Here is a 20,587-nt window from a genome sequence, read left to right as displayed (position 1 = left end):
AACTCAGTAGTGAAACGATGCATCGCCGATGGTAGTGTGGGGTTTCCCCATGTGAGAGTAGGTCATCGTCAAGATTAAATTCCGAAACCCCAATTGCGAAAGCAGTTGGGGTTTTGTTTTGGGCGGTCGAAAAGGCACTGCGGCAAGTTTCCAGCAGCAAGATTCGATACCACCAACTTGTCTCGTATTGCCGCACTCGGGCAAAGGCGCCGGCAACAGCTTGGGAATTAACGTTACATCTGTACGCAAGAGTCTCGCCCGAAGTCAGTACAAGTCTGCCCCATCTGCTGTGCACTCTGGTGAAGCCCAGAACCGCCACTGTGTTCCAACTCAGTGCCGACGCGCCCTCTGTACATTCCGAAAAGCCCCAGCTCCCGCGCCACTGTAAAGATGGCACGCTTATTTCATAGCGATACCCACGAGCAAGCCTGGCCATGCCACTAAGTCTTGCCGACAGACATCGCACGCCTTGAGCGCCAGGTAATGAAGCCTGATTGACCAGTCCCCTGGTCGATCAGGTTTTTTTTTGGGGAAAATAGATGCGTCGTACCATTGAGGTTGGGCTGTTGCTCTCCACCGAGGGCACCTACAAAAGTGTTGGGCGCAATGCGTTGGCTGGGGCGATCCACGCGCTCGCGCAGATCAACGGCAACCCTGGTTATGACTTTATCCTGCAGGCCACCCACCGCGATCCACGAGGCGTTCTGCACCGGTACAGCGAAGGGGCTGTTGAGTTGATGCAGTCCGGAGTACGGCACATCTTCGGCACCACTACCTCCGCCAGTCGTAAGGAGATCATTCCGGACCTGGAGCAGAACGCCGGTCTGTTGTGGTACGCCTGCCCGTATGAGGGGTTCGAGAGCAGCGAACATGTGCTGTATCTCGGCGGTTGCCCGAACCAGACGTTGATCCCCTTGTTGCGCTACGCCCTGCAGACGTTTGGCAAGCGCGCCGTGCTGCTGGGGTCGAACTACAGCTGGGGTTGGGAAAGTAATCGGGTCGCCCGTGAAGTGCTCGAAGTGGCCGGCGCCCAAGTGTTGCTGGAGCGCTACATCCATCTGGACGCAACGCCTTTCAGTGAGTTGATCCAGACGTTGCTGGTAGAACGGCCGGCATTCATTCTCAACAACTTGATCGGGAAGTCCTCCTACGCCTTTTTGCGGCAGTTGGATGCCGCGTGCAACTCCGTCGGCTGGAGCCTGCCGGTGTTGAGCTGCAACCTGACCGAGGCCGAATTGAGTGACGTCGGCGACCTGCGCAGCCTGCGTGTGCTGTCATGCGGTCCGTTCTTTGAAGAGGTCGCCCCTGCGTTCAGCCAGCAGCAGCACATGCTGCATGGGGTGCACCCGATTTCGCACTTCTACACCGGGATGTACGTAGCCCTGCACCTGTTTGCCCGGGCGCTGGACCAGTGTGGCAGCGATGACCCCGAGGGTATTTGCCGCTACGTGTACGACCACCCGCAGGACAGCGTGTTCGGCACCCTGGCCATCGCCGAGCGCAACAACCACAGCAGCCAGCCTTGCCATATTGCTGAGCTGCGCGCGGGCCGCTTCGTCGTCCTGCACAGTGAGGCACGGCCACTGCCGGCCGACCCTTACCTGACCGCCACCGACCTGAGTGAATTTCAACGTCTGCGCGCAGTTGCACCCGCACCCCGCCTGAGGATCGTCAAATGAGCCTGTTCAAACGCCCAGACTTTGAAGCGGGTCGGTTGCTGTTGATCGACTGCGAGCCGCGTAGCCTGGCTAACCTGCACAAGAGCTTGCAGCGGCTGGGCATCACCGCGCAGGAGTTGTTTGAGGACGCGGATGATTCGCTCGATGGTTGTTTTGCTGCCATCGTCGAGTTGGAACCCTTCGCCAGCCCCACTACCCTGCAACGCCTGAGCGCTGCCGGCGTGCCCATTGTGGCGCTGACTTCCCACGAAACCCTGTCGCACATCCAGCGCGCCATTGAGTTGGGGGCGACCGCGTTGCTGAACAAGCCGATCACCCAAGGTTCGGTCTACACCACGTTGATGATGGCGATCGGTCTGCGTGAACGACTTGATAGCGACAGCCGCACCATTGAAGCGCTGCAACAGCGACTCCTGGCACGGCCGCTGCTGGCCCAGGCGTTGGCGCGGTTGATGGTCGAGCAGCAGATCGATGAGCGCGACGCCTATGAGCGCCTGCGCAGCCTGTCCATGCACTTGAACCGTAGCCTGGATGACTTGTGTGCTGAGATGGCGGCAGATCGCCTGCAACCGAGCAGGGGCCAGCTATGAAGGTGTTGCGTGCCTTGGTTCGCCGTCCGGCGGTGGCGTTGTCGCTGTTGTACATCGTGATTGTCGTGTTACTGGCGTTGTTTGCGCCGTGGATGAGCCCATACGATCCGTCCGAGCAATTTGTCGAAGGCCTGTCGTTGGAAGGCGCGCCGCTGCCCCCCGATACGCCGTACCTGCTGGGCACCGATCTACTCGGCCGTGATCTGCTGTCCCGGCTGATCTATGGCGCACGGACGTCGTTGTTCATCGGCTTGCTCGCCAATGGCCTGGCGGTGCTGATCGGCACGCTGGTGGGGCTGAGCGCGGGCTTCCTGCGTGGCTGGGTCGGCAGCACGCTGATGCGCTTCACTGACTTGATGATGGCGTTCCCGGCCTTGCTGCTGGCGATTGCGCTGTCGGCGATTTTCCAGCCCAGCGTGTGGATCGTTGCGTTGGTGATCGCCATGGTCAACTGGGTACAGATCGCCCGGGTGATCTACTCCGAAACCATCGCCCTGAGCGCCCGTGACTTCGTGGCCGTAGAGCGAACCCTGGGAGCCAGTTCGCTGCGCATTCTGTTCTCTCACCTGCTGCCTCATCTGCTACCGACCATCCTCGTCTGGGCCACCCTGGGCATCTCCACCACAGTGCTGCTGGAGGCCACCTTGTCGTACCTGGGCGTGGGAGTCCAACCGCCAACGCCGAGCTGGGGCAACATCATTTTCGAGAGCCAGACCTATTTCACCTCGGCGCCGTGGCTGGTGTTTTTCCCCGGCATTGCGATTGTCCTGCTGTCGCTGGCATTCAACCTGGTGGGCGATGCCCTGCGCGACGAACTCGATCCTACCCTGCAAGGGAGAAGCTGAATGTTGGCCTTTATCAGTCGTCGCATCGGCTACTCGCTGTTGATCCTGCTTGGCGTGACCTTCATCACGTACCTGCTGCTGTTCATGCTGCCTGCTGACCCGGCACGCCAGATTGCCGGGCGTAGCGCCACGCCCGAAGTGGTGGCCGGGATCCGCATGCAGCTAGGGCTCGACCTGCCGTTCTATCAGCAGTACGCCAATTACCTGGGCAACCTGGTGCAGGGCGACCTCGGGCGCTCCTACATCCAGCGCAGCCCGGTGACGGAGTTGATCGGCGCGCGCTTGCGTCCGTCCCTGGAGTTGATGGCCGCGGGCATCGGTTTCGAGTTGCTGATTGGTATCAGCCTGGGCGTGATCGCCGCATTGCGCCGCGACAGTTGGGCCGACAAAGCCTTGATGGCCCTCTCGTTCATCGGCGTATCGGCCCCGCAGTTCATCGCGGCGATGCTGTTCCTGTACTTCTTCGCCGTGCAGTTGGACTGGTTCCCCATGGGCGGTTATGGCGGCTTCGAACACCTGCTGTTGCCGGCCCTGACCCTGGGCATTCTCGGTAGCGGCTGGTACTCGCGCATGGTGCGCTCCTCAATGATCGAGGTGCTGCACCAAGACTTCATCCGCACCGCCCGGGCCAAGGGCTTGAGCCGCGTACGCGTGGTGCTGCGGCATGTACTGCCCAACGCCATCGTGCCGGTGATTCCGATGATCGGCATCGACATCGGGATCTTCATGGGCGGGCTGGTGGTGGTCGAGTCGGTCTTCGGCTGGCCGGGAATTGGCCAGTTGACATGGCAGGCGATCCAGCAGGTCGACATCCCGGTGATTGTCGGGGTGACCACGGTTTCAGCGGTGGCAATCGTTTTGGGCAACCTGGTCGCCGACCTGGTGATCCCTTGGGTCGACCCGCGTATCGACATCAAAAAACACTAGCAACATCACCATAGGTAAGGGGCTGGAGCATGAATCGCAAAGCATTATCCTTGGCCATCGCGGCCACGTTGTTTGCCGGTAATCTGCTGGCCGATGACTTTGATCCAAACGCCAAAGACGGTGGCGCCGCGGTGATTACCTATCAAAACGACGTGGCCACCCTCGACCCGGCCATCGGTTATGACTGGCAGAACTGGTCGATGATCAAAAGCCTGTTCGACGGGCTGATGGATTACAAGCCAGGTACCACGGAACTGACCAAGAACCTGGCGTCGGACTACAGCATCTCCGAGGATGGCACCGTCTATACCTTCACCTTGAAGAAAGGCGTGAAGTTCCACAACGGTCGCGAACTCAAGGCCAGCGACGTGAAGTACTCCCTGGAGCGTACCGTCAACCCGAAAACCCAGAGCCCGGGTGCGGGTTTCTTCAGTTCGATCGTCGGCTATGAAGACATGGCGGCCAGCAAGGCCGAGCAGTTGGCGGGCATTGAGGTCGTCGACGATTACACCGTCAGGATCACGCTCAAGTCGGCAAATGCGACGTTCCTGCAGGTGATGGCGATCAACTTTTCCTTTGTCGTACCCAAGGAGGAGGTCGAGAAGTGGGGCGCCGACTTCGGCAAACACCCGGTGGGCACCGGTGCCTACAGCCTGGCGGAGTGGAAGCTGGGGCAGCAGATTCTGTTCAAGAAGAACCCGGACTATTTCAAGGCGGGCCTGCCGCACCTCGACTCGATCGCCTTTGAGGTCGGCCAGGATCCGATGGTCGCGTTGTTGCGTTTGCAAAAGGGCGAGGTCGACATCGCGGGCGACGGTGTACCGCCGGCCAAGTTCCTCGAGTTCAAGAACGATCCCAAGTTCAAGAGCCTGGTGGTCACCGGTGATCAATTGCAGACCGGCTACCTGACCCTGAAAACCACACTGCCGCCGTTCGACAACCTCAAGGTGCGCCAGGCGGTGAACATGGCGATCAGCAAGGATCGCATCGTGCGCATCATCAACGGCCGTGCGGTCCCGGCCAACCAGCCGCTGCCGCCCGCGATGCCGGGCTACGACAAGGACTACAAAGGCTACGCCTACGATGTCGAAGGCGCGAAGAAGCTCTTGGCCGAAGCCGGTTTCGACAAGGGTTTCGACACCGAGATGTACGTGATGAACACCGACCCGCAGCCGCGTATCGCCCAGGCTATCCAGCAGGACCTGGCGAAGGTCGGGGTGCGTGTGAAGATCAAGTCCCTGGCGCAGGCCAACGTGATTGCGGCAGGCGGTTCCAAGGATCAGGCGCCGATGGTGTGGTCCGGCGGCATGGCCTGGATTGCCGACTTCCCGGACCCCTCGAACTTCTACGGGCCGATCCTGGGCTGTGACAGTGCGGTGGACGGTGGCTGGAACTGGGCGCTGTATTGCAACAAGAGCCTGGATGCGCTGGCCGCCAAGGCCGACAGCATGGCCAAGCCGGAGCAACAGGCCGAGCGGACTGCGCTGTGGAAGAAGATCTTCATCGATGTGATGGCCGATGCGCCGTGGGTCCCGATCTTCAACGAACAGCGCTTCACCGTGCGCTCCTCGCGCATGGGCGGCAGCGACGCACTGTATGTCGATCCGGTGCACATCCCGGTCAACTACAACTACATCTACCTGAAATAAAGCGCAGCCGGCCTGCCACCACGCCTTCCGGGCGTGGTCTTTACGCGGAGTTTTCTCCCTATGTGCCAGAACTGCCTGGTCAAGACCATTCACAGCTTCAACAGCCATTTCGGCTGGGACAACAGCATCGAACCGACCGCCCGGGTGGCGCCAGGTGCCATGCTGGAGTTCTGCTGCCGCGATTCGTCCAACGGCTTCTTCACGCCGCAATCGACGGTAGACGATGTCGGCAAGGTGCCGTTCGATACGATCAACCCTGTCACCGGGCCGATTTTTGTCGAGGGTGCCGAGCCTGGCGATGTGCTGAAAATCACCCTCGACAGCTTCAAGCCGAGCGGCTTCGGCTGGACAGCCAACATCCCGGGGTTTGGCCTGCTTGCGGACCAGTTCACGGACCCCGCCCTGGTGCTGTGGCACTACGACAAAGTGGCCCTGAGCCCGGCAGCCTTCAGTGATTTCGCCAAGGTTCCGCTCAAGCCCTTCGCCGGCACCATCGGCCTGGCGCCGGCATTGGCGGGCTTGCACTCGGTGGTGCCACCGCGCCGGGTCGGCGGCAACCTGGACATCCGCGACCTGTCGGCCGGTACCACGCTGTACCTGCCGGTGGAGGTCAGCGGCGCCTTGTTGTCGATTGGCGATACCCACGCGGCGCAAGGCGATGGTGAGGTGTGCGGCACCGCGATCGAAAGCGCAATGGACGTGGTGGTGAAGCTGGACCTGATCAAGAACACCCCGCTGGCAACACCGCGCTTCAGCACCCCAGGTCCCGTGACCCGTCATCTGGATGGTGCGGGCTACGAAGCCTTCACCGGCATTGGCCCGGACTTGATGCAAGCCGCACGTCAGGCCGTCAGCAACACCATCGACTGGCTGTGCCGTGAGCACCACATGCCCGCCGAGCAGGCATACATGTTGTGCTCGGTGTGTGGCGATTTGCGCATCAGCGAGATCGTCGACCTGCCCAATTGGGTCGTGTCGTTCTACTTCCCGAAAATCGTATTTGCCTGATGGCTGATCATCGCCAACGACTTGGCGTTTGTCGCTTCACGCGTGAGGAGCTTTGATGAGTAACGGGACCTCCCAGCCGATTTTGTCGGTGCAGCAGTTGTCCATCGATGTCGGCATGGGGGCCAGCTCCCGGCGCGTGGTCGATCACCTGAGCTTCGACCTGTTCGCCGGCCAGACACTGTGTATCGCCGGGGAGTCCGGCAGTGGTAAATCGCTGTCATCGCTGGCGATCATGGGGCTGTTGCCCAAGGCGGTCCGGGTGGCCGAAGGCGCAATCAGCTTTGAAGGGCGCGACTTGGTCGGCGCGCCCGAGCGCGAGTTGCAACGGCTGCGCGGCAAACAGATCGGCATGATTTTCCAGGAACCGATGACGTCGCTCAACCCGCTGATGACTGTCGGCCAGCAATTGCAGGAGACGCTACGCCGGCACGAACCCCTGGGGCGTCAGGCACTGCGCCAGCGCGCCCGGGAGATGCTTGAATCGGTGCGCATGCCGCAGGTGGAAAAACGCCTGCAGCAGTATCCCCATGAGCTGTCCGGTGGCATGCGCCAGCGCGTGATGATCGCGATGGCCATGCTCTGTCGGCCCAAGGTGCTGATCGCCGATGAACCGACCACCGCGCTGGACGTGACCATCCAGGCGCAGATCCTGGAACTGATGCGCGAACTGCAACAGGTCTACGGCACCAGCTTGCTGATGATCACGCACGACATGGGGGTAGTCGCCGAAATGGCCGACCAGGTGGTGGTGATGAACCATGGTCGCACCGAAGAACAAGCGCCCGTGCGCCAGCTATTCACCCAGCCTCAGGCCGACTACACCCGTAAATTGCTCGCGGCGGTGCCCGTGCTGGGCACGGCGGGCCAGCCGGGCGACGTCAGCCAGCAACCGGTGGTCTTGCAGGTGCGCGACTTGTCCGTGCGCTTTCCTGTGCGCATGGGCTGGTTCGAAGAAGACAAACAGGTGCACGCGGTAGAAGGGCTCAACTTTGAACTGCGCCAAGGCGAAACCCTGGGGTTGGTAGGGGAGAGCGGCTGCGGTAAATCCACCACCGGCAAGGCCCTGATGAATATGCTGGCCTATCAAGGCAGCGTGCAGTTGTTCGGCAAAGAGTTGAACGGCTTGCACGGCGCCGAACTGCAGGCCGTGCGCCGCGATATCCAAATGGTCTTCCAGGACCCCTACGCGGCCCTGAACCCACGCAAAAACATCCTGGAGCTGGTAGGCGAACCGCTGCTGATCCATGACCAATTGCCACGGGCGCAACGACAGGAACGTGTCGCCGAACTGTTACGCCAGGTCGATATGCCGGCTGACGCCATGTACCGCTACCCGCACCAGTTCTCGGGCGGGCAACGCCAGCGTATCTGCATTGCCCGCGCATTGGCGCTCAACCCCAAAGTCATCATCGCCGATGAATCCGTCTCCGCCCTCGACGTATCAGTGCAGGCCCAAGTGCTTGAGTTGTTGGAACACCTGCGCAAACAGCATCGACTCAGCTACCTGTTCATTTCCCACGACATGGCCGTGGTCGAGCGCATCTGCCATCGTGTCGCGGTGATGTATGGCGGCCAGATAGTCGAGATCGGCCGCCGTGATCACGTGCTGCACAACCCCCAGCATCCCTACACCAAACGCCTGCTCAGCGCGGTGCCGATGCCTGATGTCGACCAGAAGCGTGATTTCAAGGCGTTGCTGCAAGAGTTCGAGCAACCCAGTCCGATCAAGGGCAAGGGGTTTGAAGCGCCGCTGCAGAAGTTTCACGATGTGGGCGGGGGGCATTGGGTGGCGGTGGGGTAAGGCCTTGCCCCAGTCCATAGCGGGGTTGTACTCGGGCCTCCTGAATACGTCCAAAGACGTGGGCTGGCTGGCGAGACCCGCGCAGCGAGATCCTGAGTAGACTTTGCCCATTTGCAGCGAACAACCGATATGCACTTAGCATCCGTCTCACTCTGCGGGACTTCATCTCAGTTTAAAGAACAACATCTGACGGCTCGCAAACGTCGTTAAGATAACGATATAATGAGATACATTCTCATCAATCCCGTTTGATTCCCATGTCGAAGACGTCGCCCAATGAAGAGCTGATGACCGCGCTGACCCTTCACTACGATGCGCTGGTGGAGTACATCCGGCTTCGTTTCAACGGCAAACACTTTGCTCGTGATCTTGTTCATGACGTTTGTATCCAGATTCTCGAAAAACCGCCCAAGGAAAAAGTCGCACTGCCTTTGGCATTTCTGCGCAAGGTGAGCTTCAACCGCGCCGTTGATCGTATCCGCGCCGAGCGCACTCGTAGCCTATATGTTCAAACACACATGTCGCCCGAAGAAGGGATGGACAGTTGGGACGGTGCGCGGGCGGTAGAATTCGAACAACACGTGCGTGCCCTCTTGGCAATCATTGAGGCGCTGCCGGCGCGCCAGCGCCAGGTATTTTTGCTGCATCGTATCCATGGCATGCCGCAACGTGAAATTGCCGACGAGTTGGATATTTCCCTGAACATGGTCACCCAGCATTTTGGCCGCGCAATGGCAGCCATCATTCTGCGCTGGGAACCTGCACGTCGGCTGATGCAACGACAGGGGCAGGCGTAACCATGAGTCACCCGGACGCATTCGACAAAAAACGTCGTCCTGACGCGGCCGATCCGTTGCAGCCATTTGCCGAGGCATTACGTGAACGCGCTCCGTCCAGGGAGGCCCTGCTGGCTGAAGGCAAGGCAATGACTGAGAGTCGCCGCAAACGCAGAAATGCGGCTCGTGCAGGCACGTTAGTTCTGGCCCTGGGCAGCGCTATCTGGTTGCTTGATCCCGCGTGGAAACACGAGGATATCCATGTTGCGATAGGCCAGCGGGAACAGCTTCAACTGGTTGACGGCAGTCGCGTCGAGTTGAATTCCGGCAGTCACTTGATCATTGAAAAGCGCCTCCGCAGCCGCCAATTGGAACTGATTCACGGCGAAGCACTGTTCAGTGTCGTGCATGCCGATACGCCTTTTATCGTGCGCAGCCAAGGCGTAAGAGTTCGTGATATAGGCACTGTATTTGACGTGCGCAGTGACGTGCGCGGCGTGGACGTGGGGGTCATTGAGGGCGCTGTTGAAGTCAGCAGCAATCGCACTGCAGTTGTGAGACTAAACGCCGGCCAGCAGCTGCGGGCGTCATCCGCGCAACTGGGCGAGGTGAGGCCGGTCGACGTCGCTGCCCTCACGGCCTGGCGTCAGGACAAGTTGCGCTTCGACGGCACGCCCTTGCGCGAGGTGATCGCGGACCTTCAGCATTACCGGCAAAAACCGTTACGGTTGGCCGATGCGCAGGTCGGCGAACTGCGCCTCTCCGGTGAGTTTGACAGTGGCTCGGTCGAGGCGCTGATCGGCCTGCTGCCGTCGATCTTGCCAGTGAGCATCGTACGTGCCGCGGACGGCACCGTTAGCTTCAGTAAAATTCGCTGATTAACAATCACTCATTAATTAAATGAGAATTATATTCAGGTCAGACCTCAACATCTGACGTCGTCCATACGCCAACCCTATGAAGAACGCTTTCATCGACTGTTCGAATGGGGAAAACATGGGTAAGAACACGTCATCGCTTCGCCTGAGCCTGCTCGCGAGCGGCCTGCTATTGGCAAGCACCGTCCACGCAAAAAGCGCTGTCTATTCGCTGGATATCCCGGCCCAGGCGTTGGATAAAACACTGAATGCTTTGGCGGCACAGACCGGTAGTCGAATCCTGTTCGCAACCGATGTTGCCGAAGGACGCCAGGCAGTGGCGCTGCACGCGCAGCTCAGCGTCGAACAGGCGTTGGAGCGTATCGTCGGCAACACTGGCTTGGTGGCGCAGAAAACCGCCGATGGGAGTTATCTGATTGCCGCTCCCAATAAGAGCGACGCCCTGGAGTTGGGCGCTACCACCATTCAGGCTGCCGGGTTGGGCATAAATACTGAAGACTCTCCCTCCTACACGACGGGCGCTGTGAGTATCGGCAAAAGCGAGCGTCCCCTCAAGGATATTCCACAGAGCATTTCGGTACTCACGGCCCAGCGAATCAAGGACCAGAATATCCAGACGCTGGATGACGTCTACAACAACCTGCCCGGGGTGATCACATACGGCTACATGGTGGGCGATAACCAGCCTTATGCGCGCGGCTTTCAGATCGATAACTACCAGATCAACGGCATACCGCTGCCAAACGGCAACAGCATTACCTCGCAGAACTGGGCTGACCTGGTCCCTTATGAGCGGGTTGAATTGCTCAAGGGCTCAGCTGGCTTGTTTCAGGGGGCAGGTTCGCCCGGTGGCGCCATCAACCTGGTACGCAAGCGGGCCTCATCAGACTTCCACATCAGCACCACCACGTCCGCAGGGCGCTGGGACAACTATCGCCAGCAAATCGACGTTCAAGGTCCGCTTAACGAAGACAAAAGCGTTCGGGGTCGCTTGGTAACCTCCTACGGCGACCGTGGCTATTTTTATGACAACGCCAAGACCGAGCGGTCTTCTACTTATGGCGTCCTGGAGTTCGACCTGTCGCCACAAACCCTGATAAGCGCCGGTTTTTCCTATCAGAACGTGAACAATCGTGGGGTTATGGACTTCGGTCTTCCGGCCTACAAGACCGGCGCGAATATCGACTGGAAACGCTCGACCAACTTGAGTTCGCCATCGGACTACAACGATGTGGAAACTACTCAGGTGTTCCTCGAAGCCAAGCACCAGATCAACGATGATTGGCGGATGAGCCTGACCACCAACTACACCAAGCTGAATCTGGACACTATCTACAGCAACACCGGCGGCCTGATTGATCCGCTGACCCATGGCGGTGGCTACAACTGGGCGGAAAGCCGTTCGGAAAACAACTATCAGTACAACACCGACGCTTATCTCAATGGCCACTTCGAACTGCTCGAACGGCGTCACGAAGTCATCCTCGGTGCCAACGTCACTCACGCCAAGCGCGATTCCGGGCGTTATGAGACACAGGAGTACGAGGAAACGAAAAGCATCCCGAGCATCATCGATTTCATCCCCCCTCGATACGATCGCCTGGCCCGCTACCGTACCGTCAAGTCGACGCTCGACCAGCAAGGTGTCTACGGGTCTTTGCGGATGAACGTGCTTGAGCCGCTGGATGTGATTGTCGGTGCCCGCGTCAGTTGGTGGGACTACAGCCAAGACCAGATTGCCGAGCCGAGCGGGGTATCCAAACTCTCGGGGCAGAAAACCAATGCCAAGGTCGTGCCCTTTTATGGACTGGTGTATGCGCTGACACAGAACTGGTCGGCTTATGGCAGCTACTCCGAGATATTCTCCCCGCAAACCGACTTCATGACCTACGCTGGCGACACTTTGTCTCCACGTTCTGGAGAAACCTACGAATTGGGGCTTAAAGGCGAGCTTTACGGCGGAGCACTGAACACCTCGTTCGCGATCTACCAGACAAACTTCAATGGCCGGGCGCAGATCGACAAATCCTATGCATCTCCGTGCAACAGCCCATTCACCACGCTTTGTCACATCGCTGGAGGGAAAGTCCGTTCAGAGGGGTTTGAAGCCGAGGTCAACGGCAGGGTCATGACGGGCTTGCAACTCAGTGCCAGCTATACCTACACACGTAGTCGTTATCTGGAAAACCCGGACGATGTCAGCCTCGAAGGTCGCAGCTTCCTGACTCAGATGCCCGCCCATGCGGCGCGTGTGTGGGCCAACTACACGCTACCTGACGAATTCGCCAAGTGGCAGGTGGGAGCCGGAGCACGTATTCAGAGTGGTACCTACATGCTGGGCAGTGGTATGAAACACGAAGGTTCAGGTTATGCCCTCTACAACGCGCGCATAGCGTACGACATCACCAAAAGCGTGAGCCTTTCGATGAACGTAGAAAACATTTTTGACCGCGTCTATTACGCTCAGACCGGGCCGGTAGAGTCGCAAAACTACTATGGTGCCCCGCGAAACATGACCTTTACGCTGCGCACCAATTTCTGAAGTACCGTCTCAAGACCATCAATCTTGAACCCGTGAAGCTGTTATTTCACGGGCTCGCTGTCTCTTGCTCGAAATATCAATCGAGCAGCACCGGCCACTGCTTCGATTTCGAACAACATGCCATCCAGCGCCAGGCGCGGCACAGGTGCCAAGGTAAAGGCCAGTGTCGGCGAGCGTCGTATTCGCGAGAGGGCGGTGCTTGACATCTGCGCGCTTCATCCTTGTGTCCCAAGGTTCGGTATTTTTCTCACGATACAAGCAGGGATACAGGGATCCAGAGGTAGATACCCAGGCACAAAAAAACCGGCTCAAGTGGCCGGTTTCTCTGTTGCTGAAAGCCTGGTAGAGACTTTCAGGTATTGCTATATGGTGCCCGAGGGAGACTCGAATAATAGCATAACTATCTAATTAACATAGTTTTATGCGTGTGTACACTTCCATGTTGTACCGTGAAGTGTACACCTTGCCTGTCACCAATAAGGGCTGGTATGGATGGAAGCTTGATCGGATTTCGCCATCAAATTTCCGACGAGCTGTAGATAAGATCTACAAGAAACGGGTCACGGATAGACTCCTAGTCTGCCAAAAAGGGCCGAAACCGACACATGACGAACTTTCGCGATCACTCGGGCGTCATGAGCACAGCAAGCGTTATCTTGATGAACTCCTCGTTCCGATCGATCGTGTCCAGGGCACCCCGAACATTGTTCTGCGACGTCCGCCGATCCGCGCATCTCTACCCAGTTTGAAAGCTCCATGATGGCGGCCTCCAGGGCGAGCTGGTTTTCGTTGATCTTGAATAGGAGGGAAGGGAGTAAGTCTGAGTTTGGCATTGTGCAATCCTCCGTGAAATTTTAAGCGTAGCAGGGGGGTACTGACCTAGGTAGGGGGTTGCGCATGGTCGGCAGGGGCGCCGGGAGGAAGGTGCATCCACAGTGATTGCTGCCAGTCACGAAGCCCTACAGTTGGCCAAAAGCGGTGGTCAACCACCAGTACCCTCTGGCCAGATCTGACGCTTTCCCAAGCATCGCAAGACTCCCTTGCCAAGACAAAAGCACTTGCACTATCTTCTCGCGCAGGGCGGAGATGGTCGCCTGGCGCCTGTTACGCGAAGCAAGAGCCCATCGTTGTAAACCCCCATCCCATGACGAATCCTTTTTGGACAGTCCGGTGAGCAGGCAATCGGTCATACGTCCATATAAGAGGAATGTCATGTCCGCTTTTTCCGCATTTAACGTTTTTAAATCGCTCACGAAATCGATCGCGAGCCAGCGAGGTTGGCAACTGGCCGATGCGCGTGAGCGGCTATCTGTCTCTGCTGGTTTTGCCTCCTTCCATGAACTTCGCACCACCGCGCATAAACAACCCCAGGACGTTCGGCTTCTCCATTACGTCTTTGGAGTAGATCAATTCGATGAAGTGGCCTTTATCCCGGATGTGCTTCAGCAGCTGAAGGAACAAGTGGCCCTCCTGGCCAAAGCAGAATAGCCTCGTGAAACCCTCACCTAACCTGACCATCAATGTGGCTGACCCCAAGGTATCGAGTAACTACCAAGACGATACTGGGGTGCTAGTTGTCTTGGCGACAGCTGAACTCACGGGCATTACAGAATATCCCCTTGCGAAAACCTTTCAGTTCTTGGCCGCGCGGTTCGATTTCGAAGTGAAATTCCGCGAGCTGCGGTGGCGCCTCGTACCGAGTTCTATCCATCTAAGCATGGCCGAGACTAAGGCCGACGAAGATTTTGACGACGAGGTTTGGTTCGATGAGTTTCCGTCCAGTGAGTTTTGGGACTGACTGTTAAATGAGTAAGTGCCTTTGTGAGAATCCGGAGTAGTTTCACAAGGATCTCGGAGAATTGGTTCCGTCAGAATGTCTGCCTCTGGGCCGTTTTCTGCCTGCCGCGAGGGGTAGAAAACCATTGCAGCCTCTCAGGCTCCGCAAAGGTCGGCCAAAGCGGCACATAACCAGGAATCGCTTTTGGGCCGATACTCGAACGGTAGGAGTGGGGCCGAACGATGAACCACTCGAGATGTGGTTCGTCATATCACCGCCAAGCGAGAGTATCAGCGCTTTCGCACGACCGTAAAAAGGTAGAAATTGTGTGAGCTCACCTCAAGCGCATCCTGAAATTGGATCACTACAAATTTCACAGCATGAGGCGCGGCCGATGAGTTCACACCGGCCGCCGCAGATGCAGAAACTGCAACGGCTGACTTAATTTGCATCTAAGGCCGCAGGCACAGGATAGACGCACCTGCACTAGCAAATAACCTGAAACTAATCCAATAAAGAGCAGCAAAGATCACCGCAGGACTGAGAAACCGCTCAATGTGGCGAGTAGGTGCTCCGCAGGTGGTGGTGACTGAGCTCAGGCGTGGGACGGTTCATACCTCTCAGTTGCCTGCAGGCCGCAAATAGCTATTTAAGCCGCCAGAGACGAGCAATATCCCGCGCCCGTTCGCGCAATAGTCGAGGTGCTTGCTGGCACGCATCGGCGAGGCTCATGGGGCCCGACACCAATGCGAAAGCAGCGTTGACGCCGTGTTCATACAGCGCCTCGTAGCGCTCACCGAGCGTGCCGGCAAGAATCACTACAGGTACGCCTTGCTCACGCGCAATACGCGCCACTCCCATGGGGGTTTTACCGCGCAATGTTTGACCATCACAACGGCCTTCGCCGGTGATCACCAAGGCTGCACCCTTGATCTTATCGGCAAGCCCGACCAATTCGGCCACCACTTCTATGCCCGGTCGAAAACCGGCGCCCAAAAACGCTTTCGCGGCGAACCCCATGCCTCCGGCTGCACCGGCGCCCGGAACGTCGCGAACATCCTGCGCAAGCACAACTGCGCAACAGTCGGCGAAATGAGTCAATGCTTGATCCAACTGCTCGATCTGCTCGCTGCTTGCACCCTTTTGCCGGCCAAAGGTAAATGAAGCGCCGTGGGCACCGCACAAGGGGTTATCGACATCAGCCGCCACTTCGAAACGGGTGCTATGTAGACGCGGATCCATCCCACTCAAATCGATACTGCACAAGCCAGAAAGAGCCAGACCTCCTGGCGTCAACTCTCTTGCACCAGCATCTCGGAAGCACACGCCCAAGGCATTGAGCATACCCGCACCACCGTCGTTGGTTGCGCTACCACCAATGGTGAGGATGATTGTCTCGGCCCCGGCATCCAGAGCATCAAGGATCAGTTGTCCAGTGCCGTAGCTAGAGCTGAGACAGGCATCACGTTGCTCCAGGGCCACCAGTTGCAGGCCGCTCGCCTCAGCCATTTCAATGACCGCGGTTCGCGTCTTCGCAAGCCATCCCCAACGGGCGCTAACCTCAACACCCAAAGGCCCACAAACTCTGGCGTGACGACACTCACCATGCAGGGCCGCCAGAATCGCCTCCACGGTTCCCTCGCCGCCATCGGCCATCGGGCATTGCACCAATTCAGCGTTGGGCAGCACCTCTGCCAGCCCCTGCGCAATGGCTTGTGCAACGCCATCGGCGCTCAGGCTGTCCTTGAATGAATCAGGTGCTATGACGATTTTCATGAGCGCTCTCCGGCGATAGGTGATGCCTCATGCTGACATTAGCGAACCGCTTAGGCTCCAGCTCCCGGCACAAGTACAGGCAAGCGCTTTTGTTCGCGCGCCTAAAGGATTCGACCGAATCGCGGCGTAGGCTTGGTCAAGAAATGTTGCCCTCATTAACAAAAGAGTGACGTCCAATGATTTTGAACCCGCACGCGGCCGTACAAACGCCGCCTCCCTTAGAGCCCATGACTGATTGGCCACGGGATTTCGACGTCCGTGCCGTACGAGCAGAACAGCAAGAACTATTCGAAAACGCCAGCCACCCGTCCCCTGCAAACACCACTCGATCGGAGACCCTCCATGACGCCTGAAACCTCTGCCATTGCGTACGTTCACGCCCGCGAGATACTCGATTCACGCGGCAACCCGACGATAGAAGCCAGCGTGACACTGGCCAACGGTGTGACCGGATCTGCCAGTGTGCCCTCTGGCGCATCGACGGGTTCGAGAGAAGCGCTGGAACTGCGCGATGGTGAATCACGCTACTTGGGCAAGGGCGTTCTGCGCGCCGTGGACAACGTCAACAGCGTGATCGGCGCACGGGTCAAAGGGCTTAGTGCCTTAGACCAGAAGGCCGTCGATGAGGCCATGATCAAACTGGACGGCACTGAGTCCAAAAGCGCCTTGGGCGCCAATGCGACGCTAGCCGTATCGCTGGCCACCGCACGAGCTGGCGCACAGCACCAAGGCCTGGAGCTGTACGAGCACTTGGCCTCCCTCTACGGTCAACCTGGACGATACGCCTTGCCCATACCGATGATGAACATCATTAACGGCGGTGAACATGCCGACAATAATGTGGACATTCAGGAGTTCATGATTCAGCCAGTGTCAGCCACATCGTTTCGCGAGGCACTGCGCGTGGGAGCCGAGATCTTTCATTCCTTGAAAGCTGTATTGCGCGCTCAAGGCTTGAGTACCTCGGTCGGCGACGAAGGCGGGTTTGCCCCTTCGCTGCCCTCCAACGAAGCCGCTTTGGTGGTCATCCAGGAAGCCGTGGAACGGGCAGGCTATGTGCTGGGACAGGACGTTACCCTGGCGCTCGACTGCGCAGCCTCCGAATTCTTCGAGGACGGGTTTTACCATCTGCAGAGTGAAGATCGTCGATTCGACTCCGAAGACTTTTCCCGTTACTTGAGCTCACTCTGTGAGCGCTACCCCATCACTTCTATCGAAGACGGCATGGACGAAAGCGACTGGGACGGCTGGAAAAAACTGACCGCTCATCTGGGCGAACGTGTGCAATTGGTCGGCGACGATCTGTTCGTCACCAACACGCGCATCCTCAAGGACGGTATAGATCGAGGGATCGCCAACTCGATCCTGATCAAATACAACCAGATCGGTACCTTGACCGAAACCCTGGCCGCCATCCGCATGGCTCAAGCGGCGGGCTACAAAGCGGTCATCTCACACCGCTCCGGGGAAACGGAAGATACCTTTATTGCCGACCTCGCTGTCGCCACACGGGCCGGACAGATCAAGACCGGGTCGCTGTGCCGGTCGGACCGAGTGAGCAAATACAATCGTTTGCTGCGTATAGAAGAAGCATTGGGCGCCTTCGCGGTTTACGGCGCAGGTACTCGCTAAGCCTATGCCGAGTGCTGATACCGGCGAACTGTCCAGCTTTCCAACCTCAGGCGCTGATGCAAGTCCGCGCCTGTTTTATGCCTGAACATCGAGGCTCAACCGTCAGCCATCAGTTGCACACCCAGATACAAGGTAATCACATTATCCAGCTGGCTTAGATCCATCTCTGTGATCTCTGAAATCCTGTCCATCCGATAACGCAGCGTGTTTCGATGAAGGCCCAGTGCATCTGCACAAGTTTGAATTTGCCCACTGTGCTCGCACCAGCTTCGCAACGTCTGCATCAACTGACCATTGCTGTCTTTCGCACGCACCTTGTTGACGACGGCGAGTAGTTCCTCGATCACATATTCTTCACGATGAGCCCATAACATCGCTGGCAGACGCAAGCGCGTCAGCAGCAAGAGCCGCTCTGTCTTCAACACGGCACGACCATAGGCCGCTAGCGCCGTCACATGCGTGCAGACTTTGCGTAGCCGCTCAATTCCTTGGGCAGGCACGCCGAAGGCCACACGAACAGGCGTCCAGCCTCGGGTGTGCATTTTTTGAAGGTACTTGTGAGGATCGACCCCGCTCTGAGCGGGGCAGCACCACAGGACAGTCTTAGGCGACGGACTTAGACACCAACTGTCTGGAACCCTCGCCAGCAGCCATTCACTGACCATCGTCGCGACTTGCATGGAGGTCAGCTCAATCAAGAGTGGCGTGCGCGTGAGCTGGTGTTTGAGCCCTAGCTGCTGCGCTTCGTCCAACAAGCGAGGACAGTCTCCCGAATCCGCCAAAAGCAAGGCCAGCAAGTCATCGCTGCGCTGTTTGCGCCATTGTGACTGCACTTCGCGGTGCCGTTGCGAAACTAGCATTTCAGCGGTCATGCGCAGCAGTTCTGCGTAAGTACGCAGCTTATGCGGATCGCCCGTAAGGCCCAGCACGCCAATCAAACGTTCATCGTGCATCAGCGGCACGTTGATACCTGGCTGGACCCCTTTCAGGCAGGGAGACGACTGCACTTCGATTTCCACCACGCGCTGGTTCGCCAGGACTAGCTGGGCACCCTCATGACGGGTGTTGATCCGCTCGGGCTCGCCACTGCCCATAATCAAGCCCTGGCAGTCCATCACATTGACATTGAAAGGAAGGATGAGCATTGCTCGATCGACAATGTCCTGCGCAAGCACATGATCCAACTCAAACATTGTTTTTACCTTCGAAAATGACTCGTCACGCGACCGGCGCAGCTATCTGATTTCAAATTGAAGGTCGCCTAAAAAGAAAACGTCGACTCCGGGAAGGAGCCGACGTTGAGCCAGTCCAAACTTCTGATTGCAGAAGCTTAGACCTTCAAAGCAGGCGCCAGGCCCACCTGTTGAGAGCCGTTGCTATGAGCGTCATGGGACGCGGATTGGCTGGCGACAGGGGGCGCCACTTCATCAGGCTCCGGCTGACCGTTGAGTGCACGATTCATCTTCGCCGTATCCAGTGCTCCAACCCACTTGGCAATCGCCATGGTGCCGACGCCGTTGCCAATGGTGTTAGTGATGGCACGCGCTTCAGACATAAAACGGTCGACACCCAACAACAGCACCATGCCAGCCACCGGGATGGTTCCCAGCGAAGCCAAAGTGGCCGCCAAAATGATAAAACCCGAACCGGTCACCCCGGCCGATCCCTTGGAGGTGAACATCAGCACGGCCAGCACGATCAATTGGTCCATCAAGGTCAATGGTGTGTTGGTGGCCTGGGCAATGAAAATGGCGGCAATGGTGTAGTAGATCGCCTGCCCGTCAGGGTTGAACGTCAGGCTCGCCGGAATCACCATGCCGGCAACGGGCTTGGAAACGCCTGCCTTCTCCATCTTGGAAATCATCTGCGGCAGTACCGACTCCGACGAGCTGGTGCCCAGCACAGTGAATAACTCTTCCTTAATGAAGCGCAGGAATTTCCACAGGCTGAAACCACTCATGCGGCAGATGGGACCGAGCACGAAGATCACAAACACGATGCAGGTGAGATAGACACAGGCCATCAGCTTGCCCAGCGAGAACAGCGAGCCGAAGCCGTATTTGCCGATGGTGAAGGCAATCGCGCCGAATGCGCCAATGGGGGCCAAGCGCATGATCATGTTGACCATTCGGAACATGCCCTGCATCAAGCTATCAAGCGTGTCGACGAAGAATTTTGCGCGGGGGCCGACCTGTGCCAGGGCGACGCCCAGCAGCACCGAGAACAATAGGATCTGCAGCACATTGCCTTTGGCAAAGGCATCGACAATGGTGTTCGGGATGATGTTCATCACGAAATCCATGAACGTCGTGTGCTTCGCTGCGGTGGTGTAGGTATCCAGGCTTGACGCGTCCAGCGTCGCGATGTCGATGTTCATGCCTGCGCCGGGCTTGAACACGTCCACCACCACTAGACCAACCACCAGCGCCAGGGTCGATACCACCTCGAAGTAGATCAGCGCGCGCAAACCAACACGCCCTAACTCCTTCATGTTTTCCATCTTGGCAATGCCCGTTACCACCGTGAGGAAAATCACCGGTGCAAGGAGCATCTTGATCAACTTGATGAAGGCGTCGCCCAAGGGCTTCAGTGCTTCACCGGTTTCAGGAACCGCTACACCCACGACGGCACCGAGGATCACGGCTAGCAAAACTTGAACGTAGAGCTTTCCCAGAATTCTTTTCATGACAGGGCCCTGATTTTTTAT

At 58.0% G+C, this 20,587-nt stretch carries 16 protein-coding genes and 1 pseudogene; 13 read left to right on the top strand and 4 right to left on the bottom strand.

Annotation, left to right across the window (positions count from 1 at the left end):
• Positions 1 to 539 precede the first annotated feature (539 nt).
• From FIV38_RS18235 to FIV38_RS18190, 10 genes are all read left to right on the top strand, one after another.
• Positions 540 to 1,679, top strand: coding sequence for a transporter substrate-binding protein (locus FIV38_RS18235; RefSeq protein ID WP_092233769.1), 1,140 nt, complete (start codon positions 540 to 542; stop codon positions 1,677 to 1,679).
• Positions 1,676 to 2,269, top strand: coding sequence for an ANTAR domain-containing response regulator (locus FIV38_RS18230; RefSeq protein WP_092233771.1), 594 nt, complete (start codon positions 1,676 to 1,678; stop codon positions 2,267 to 2,269). Before FIV38_RS18235 ends, FIV38_RS18230 begins: the two co-directional genes overlap by 4 nt.
• Positions 2,266 to 3,114: an ABC transporter permease gene (locus FIV38_RS18225; protein ID WP_092233774.1), complete on the top strand. Its 849-nt coding sequence runs from the start codon at positions 2,266 to 2,268 to the stop codon at positions 3,112 to 3,114. Before FIV38_RS18230 ends, FIV38_RS18225 begins: the two co-directional genes overlap by 4 nt.
• Positions 3,115 to 4,041, top strand: coding sequence for an ABC transporter permease (locus FIV38_RS18220; protein ID WP_032867356.1), 927 nt, complete (start codon positions 3,115 to 3,117; stop codon positions 4,039 to 4,041). It begins immediately after the preceding gene.
• 29 nt (positions 4,042 to 4,070) lie between these two features.
• On the top strand, positions 4,071 to 5,690 hold the full coding sequence (locus FIV38_RS18215; RefSeq protein ID WP_092233776.1) for an ABC transporter substrate-binding protein: 1,620 nt from the start codon (positions 4,071 to 4,073) through the stop codon (positions 5,688 to 5,690).
• A gap of 60 nt (positions 5,691 to 5,750) precedes the next feature.
• Positions 5,751 to 6,698 carry an acetamidase/formamidase family protein gene (locus FIV38_RS18210; protein ID WP_092233779.1) on the top strand — a complete coding sequence of 316 codons (948 nt, stop codon included), beginning with the start codon at positions 5,751 to 5,753 and terminating at the stop codon, positions 6,696 to 6,698.
• Positions 6,699 to 6,753: 55 nt separating this feature from the next.
• Positions 6,754 to 8,499, top strand: coding sequence for an ABC transporter ATP-binding protein (locus tag FIV38_RS18205; protein ID WP_092233782.1), 1,746 nt, complete (start codon positions 6,754 to 6,756; stop codon positions 8,497 to 8,499).
• A 287-nt stretch (positions 8,500 to 8,786) separates the two neighbouring features.
• Positions 8,787 to 9,296, top strand: coding sequence for an RNA polymerase sigma factor (locus FIV38_RS18200; protein WP_092237308.1), 510 nt, complete (start codon positions 8,787 to 8,789; stop codon positions 9,294 to 9,296).
• Positions 9,297 to 9,298: 2 nt separating this feature from the next.
• Positions 9,299 to 10,153 carry a FecR family protein gene (locus FIV38_RS18195; protein ID WP_169870569.1) on the top strand — a complete coding sequence of 285 codons (855 nt, stop codon included), beginning with the start codon at positions 9,299 to 9,301 and terminating at the stop codon, positions 10,151 to 10,153.
• A gap of 118 nt (positions 10,154 to 10,271) precedes the next feature.
• Positions 10,272 to 12,695 carry a TonB-dependent siderophore receptor gene (locus FIV38_RS18190; protein WP_158682865.1) on the top strand — a complete coding sequence of 808 codons (2,424 nt, stop codon included), beginning with the start codon at positions 10,272 to 10,274 and terminating at the stop codon, positions 12,693 to 12,695.
• Between the two features lie 622 nt (positions 12,696 to 13,317).
• On the opposite strand, the pseudogene FIV38_RS18185 reads toward FIV38_RS18190, so the two are convergent.
• Positions 13,318 to 13,528 (bottom strand): annotated as a pseudogene (locus FIV38_RS18185) (hypothetical protein).
• Positions 13,529 to 13,907: 379 nt separating this feature from the next.
• On the opposite strand from FIV38_RS18185, the gene FIV38_RS18180 reads away from it, so the two are divergent.
• Together FIV38_RS18180 and FIV38_RS18175 are read left to right on the top strand one after the other, a co-directional pair.
• Positions 13,908 to 14,183, top strand: a complete 276-nt coding sequence (locus tag FIV38_RS18180) for a hypothetical protein (RefSeq protein WP_139273555.1) — start codon at positions 13,908 to 13,910, stop codon at positions 14,181 to 14,183.
• 4 nt (positions 14,184 to 14,187) lie between these two features.
• Entirely contained in the window at positions 14,188 to 14,493 is a 306-nt protein-coding gene (locus FIV38_RS18175; RefSeq protein WP_092233794.1) for a hypothetical protein, read from the top strand.
• Between the two features lie 624 nt (positions 14,494 to 15,117).
• On the opposite strand, the gene FIV38_RS18170 is transcribed toward FIV38_RS18175, so the two are convergent.
• Positions 15,118 to 16,248, bottom strand: a complete 1,131-nt coding sequence (locus FIV38_RS18170; RefSeq protein WP_092233799.1) for a glycerate kinase — start codon at positions 16,246 to 16,248, stop codon at positions 15,118 to 15,120.
• Between the two features lie 342 nt (positions 16,249 to 16,590).
• Here FIV38_RS18170 and eno point away from each other — a divergent pair, with 342 nt between their 5' ends.
• Positions 16,591 to 17,880 carry a phosphopyruvate hydratase gene (gene eno, locus FIV38_RS18165; protein WP_092233801.1) on the top strand — a complete coding sequence of 430 codons (1,290 nt, stop codon included), beginning with the start codon at positions 16,591 to 16,593 and terminating at the stop codon, positions 17,878 to 17,880.
• Between the two features lie 95 nt (positions 17,881 to 17,975).
• Here eno and FIV38_RS18160 read toward each other — a convergent pair whose 3' ends face one another.
• Positions 17,976 to 19,073: a sugar diacid recognition domain-containing protein gene (locus FIV38_RS18160; protein ID WP_092233804.1), complete on the bottom strand. Its 1,098-nt coding sequence runs from the start codon at positions 19,071 to 19,073 to the stop codon at positions 17,976 to 17,978.
• 137 nt (positions 19,074 to 19,210) lie between these two features.
• Positions 19,211 to 20,566 carry a dicarboxylate/amino acid:cation symporter gene (locus FIV38_RS18155; protein ID WP_092233807.1) on the bottom strand — a complete coding sequence of 452 codons (1,356 nt, stop codon included), beginning with the start codon at positions 20,564 to 20,566 and terminating at the stop codon, positions 19,211 to 19,213.
• Between the last annotated feature and the right edge of the window lie 21 nt (positions 20,567 to 20,587).

It is taken from the genome of Pseudomonas proteolytica (genome assembly GCF_007858275.1).
Taxonomy (GTDB): domain Bacteria; phylum Pseudomonadota; class Gammaproteobacteria; order Pseudomonadales; family Pseudomonadaceae; genus Aquipseudomonas; species Aquipseudomonas proteolytica.
The sequence above is the reverse complement of the archived record's forward strand: the minus strand, read 5'-3'. Positions and strand labels throughout refer to the sequence as shown.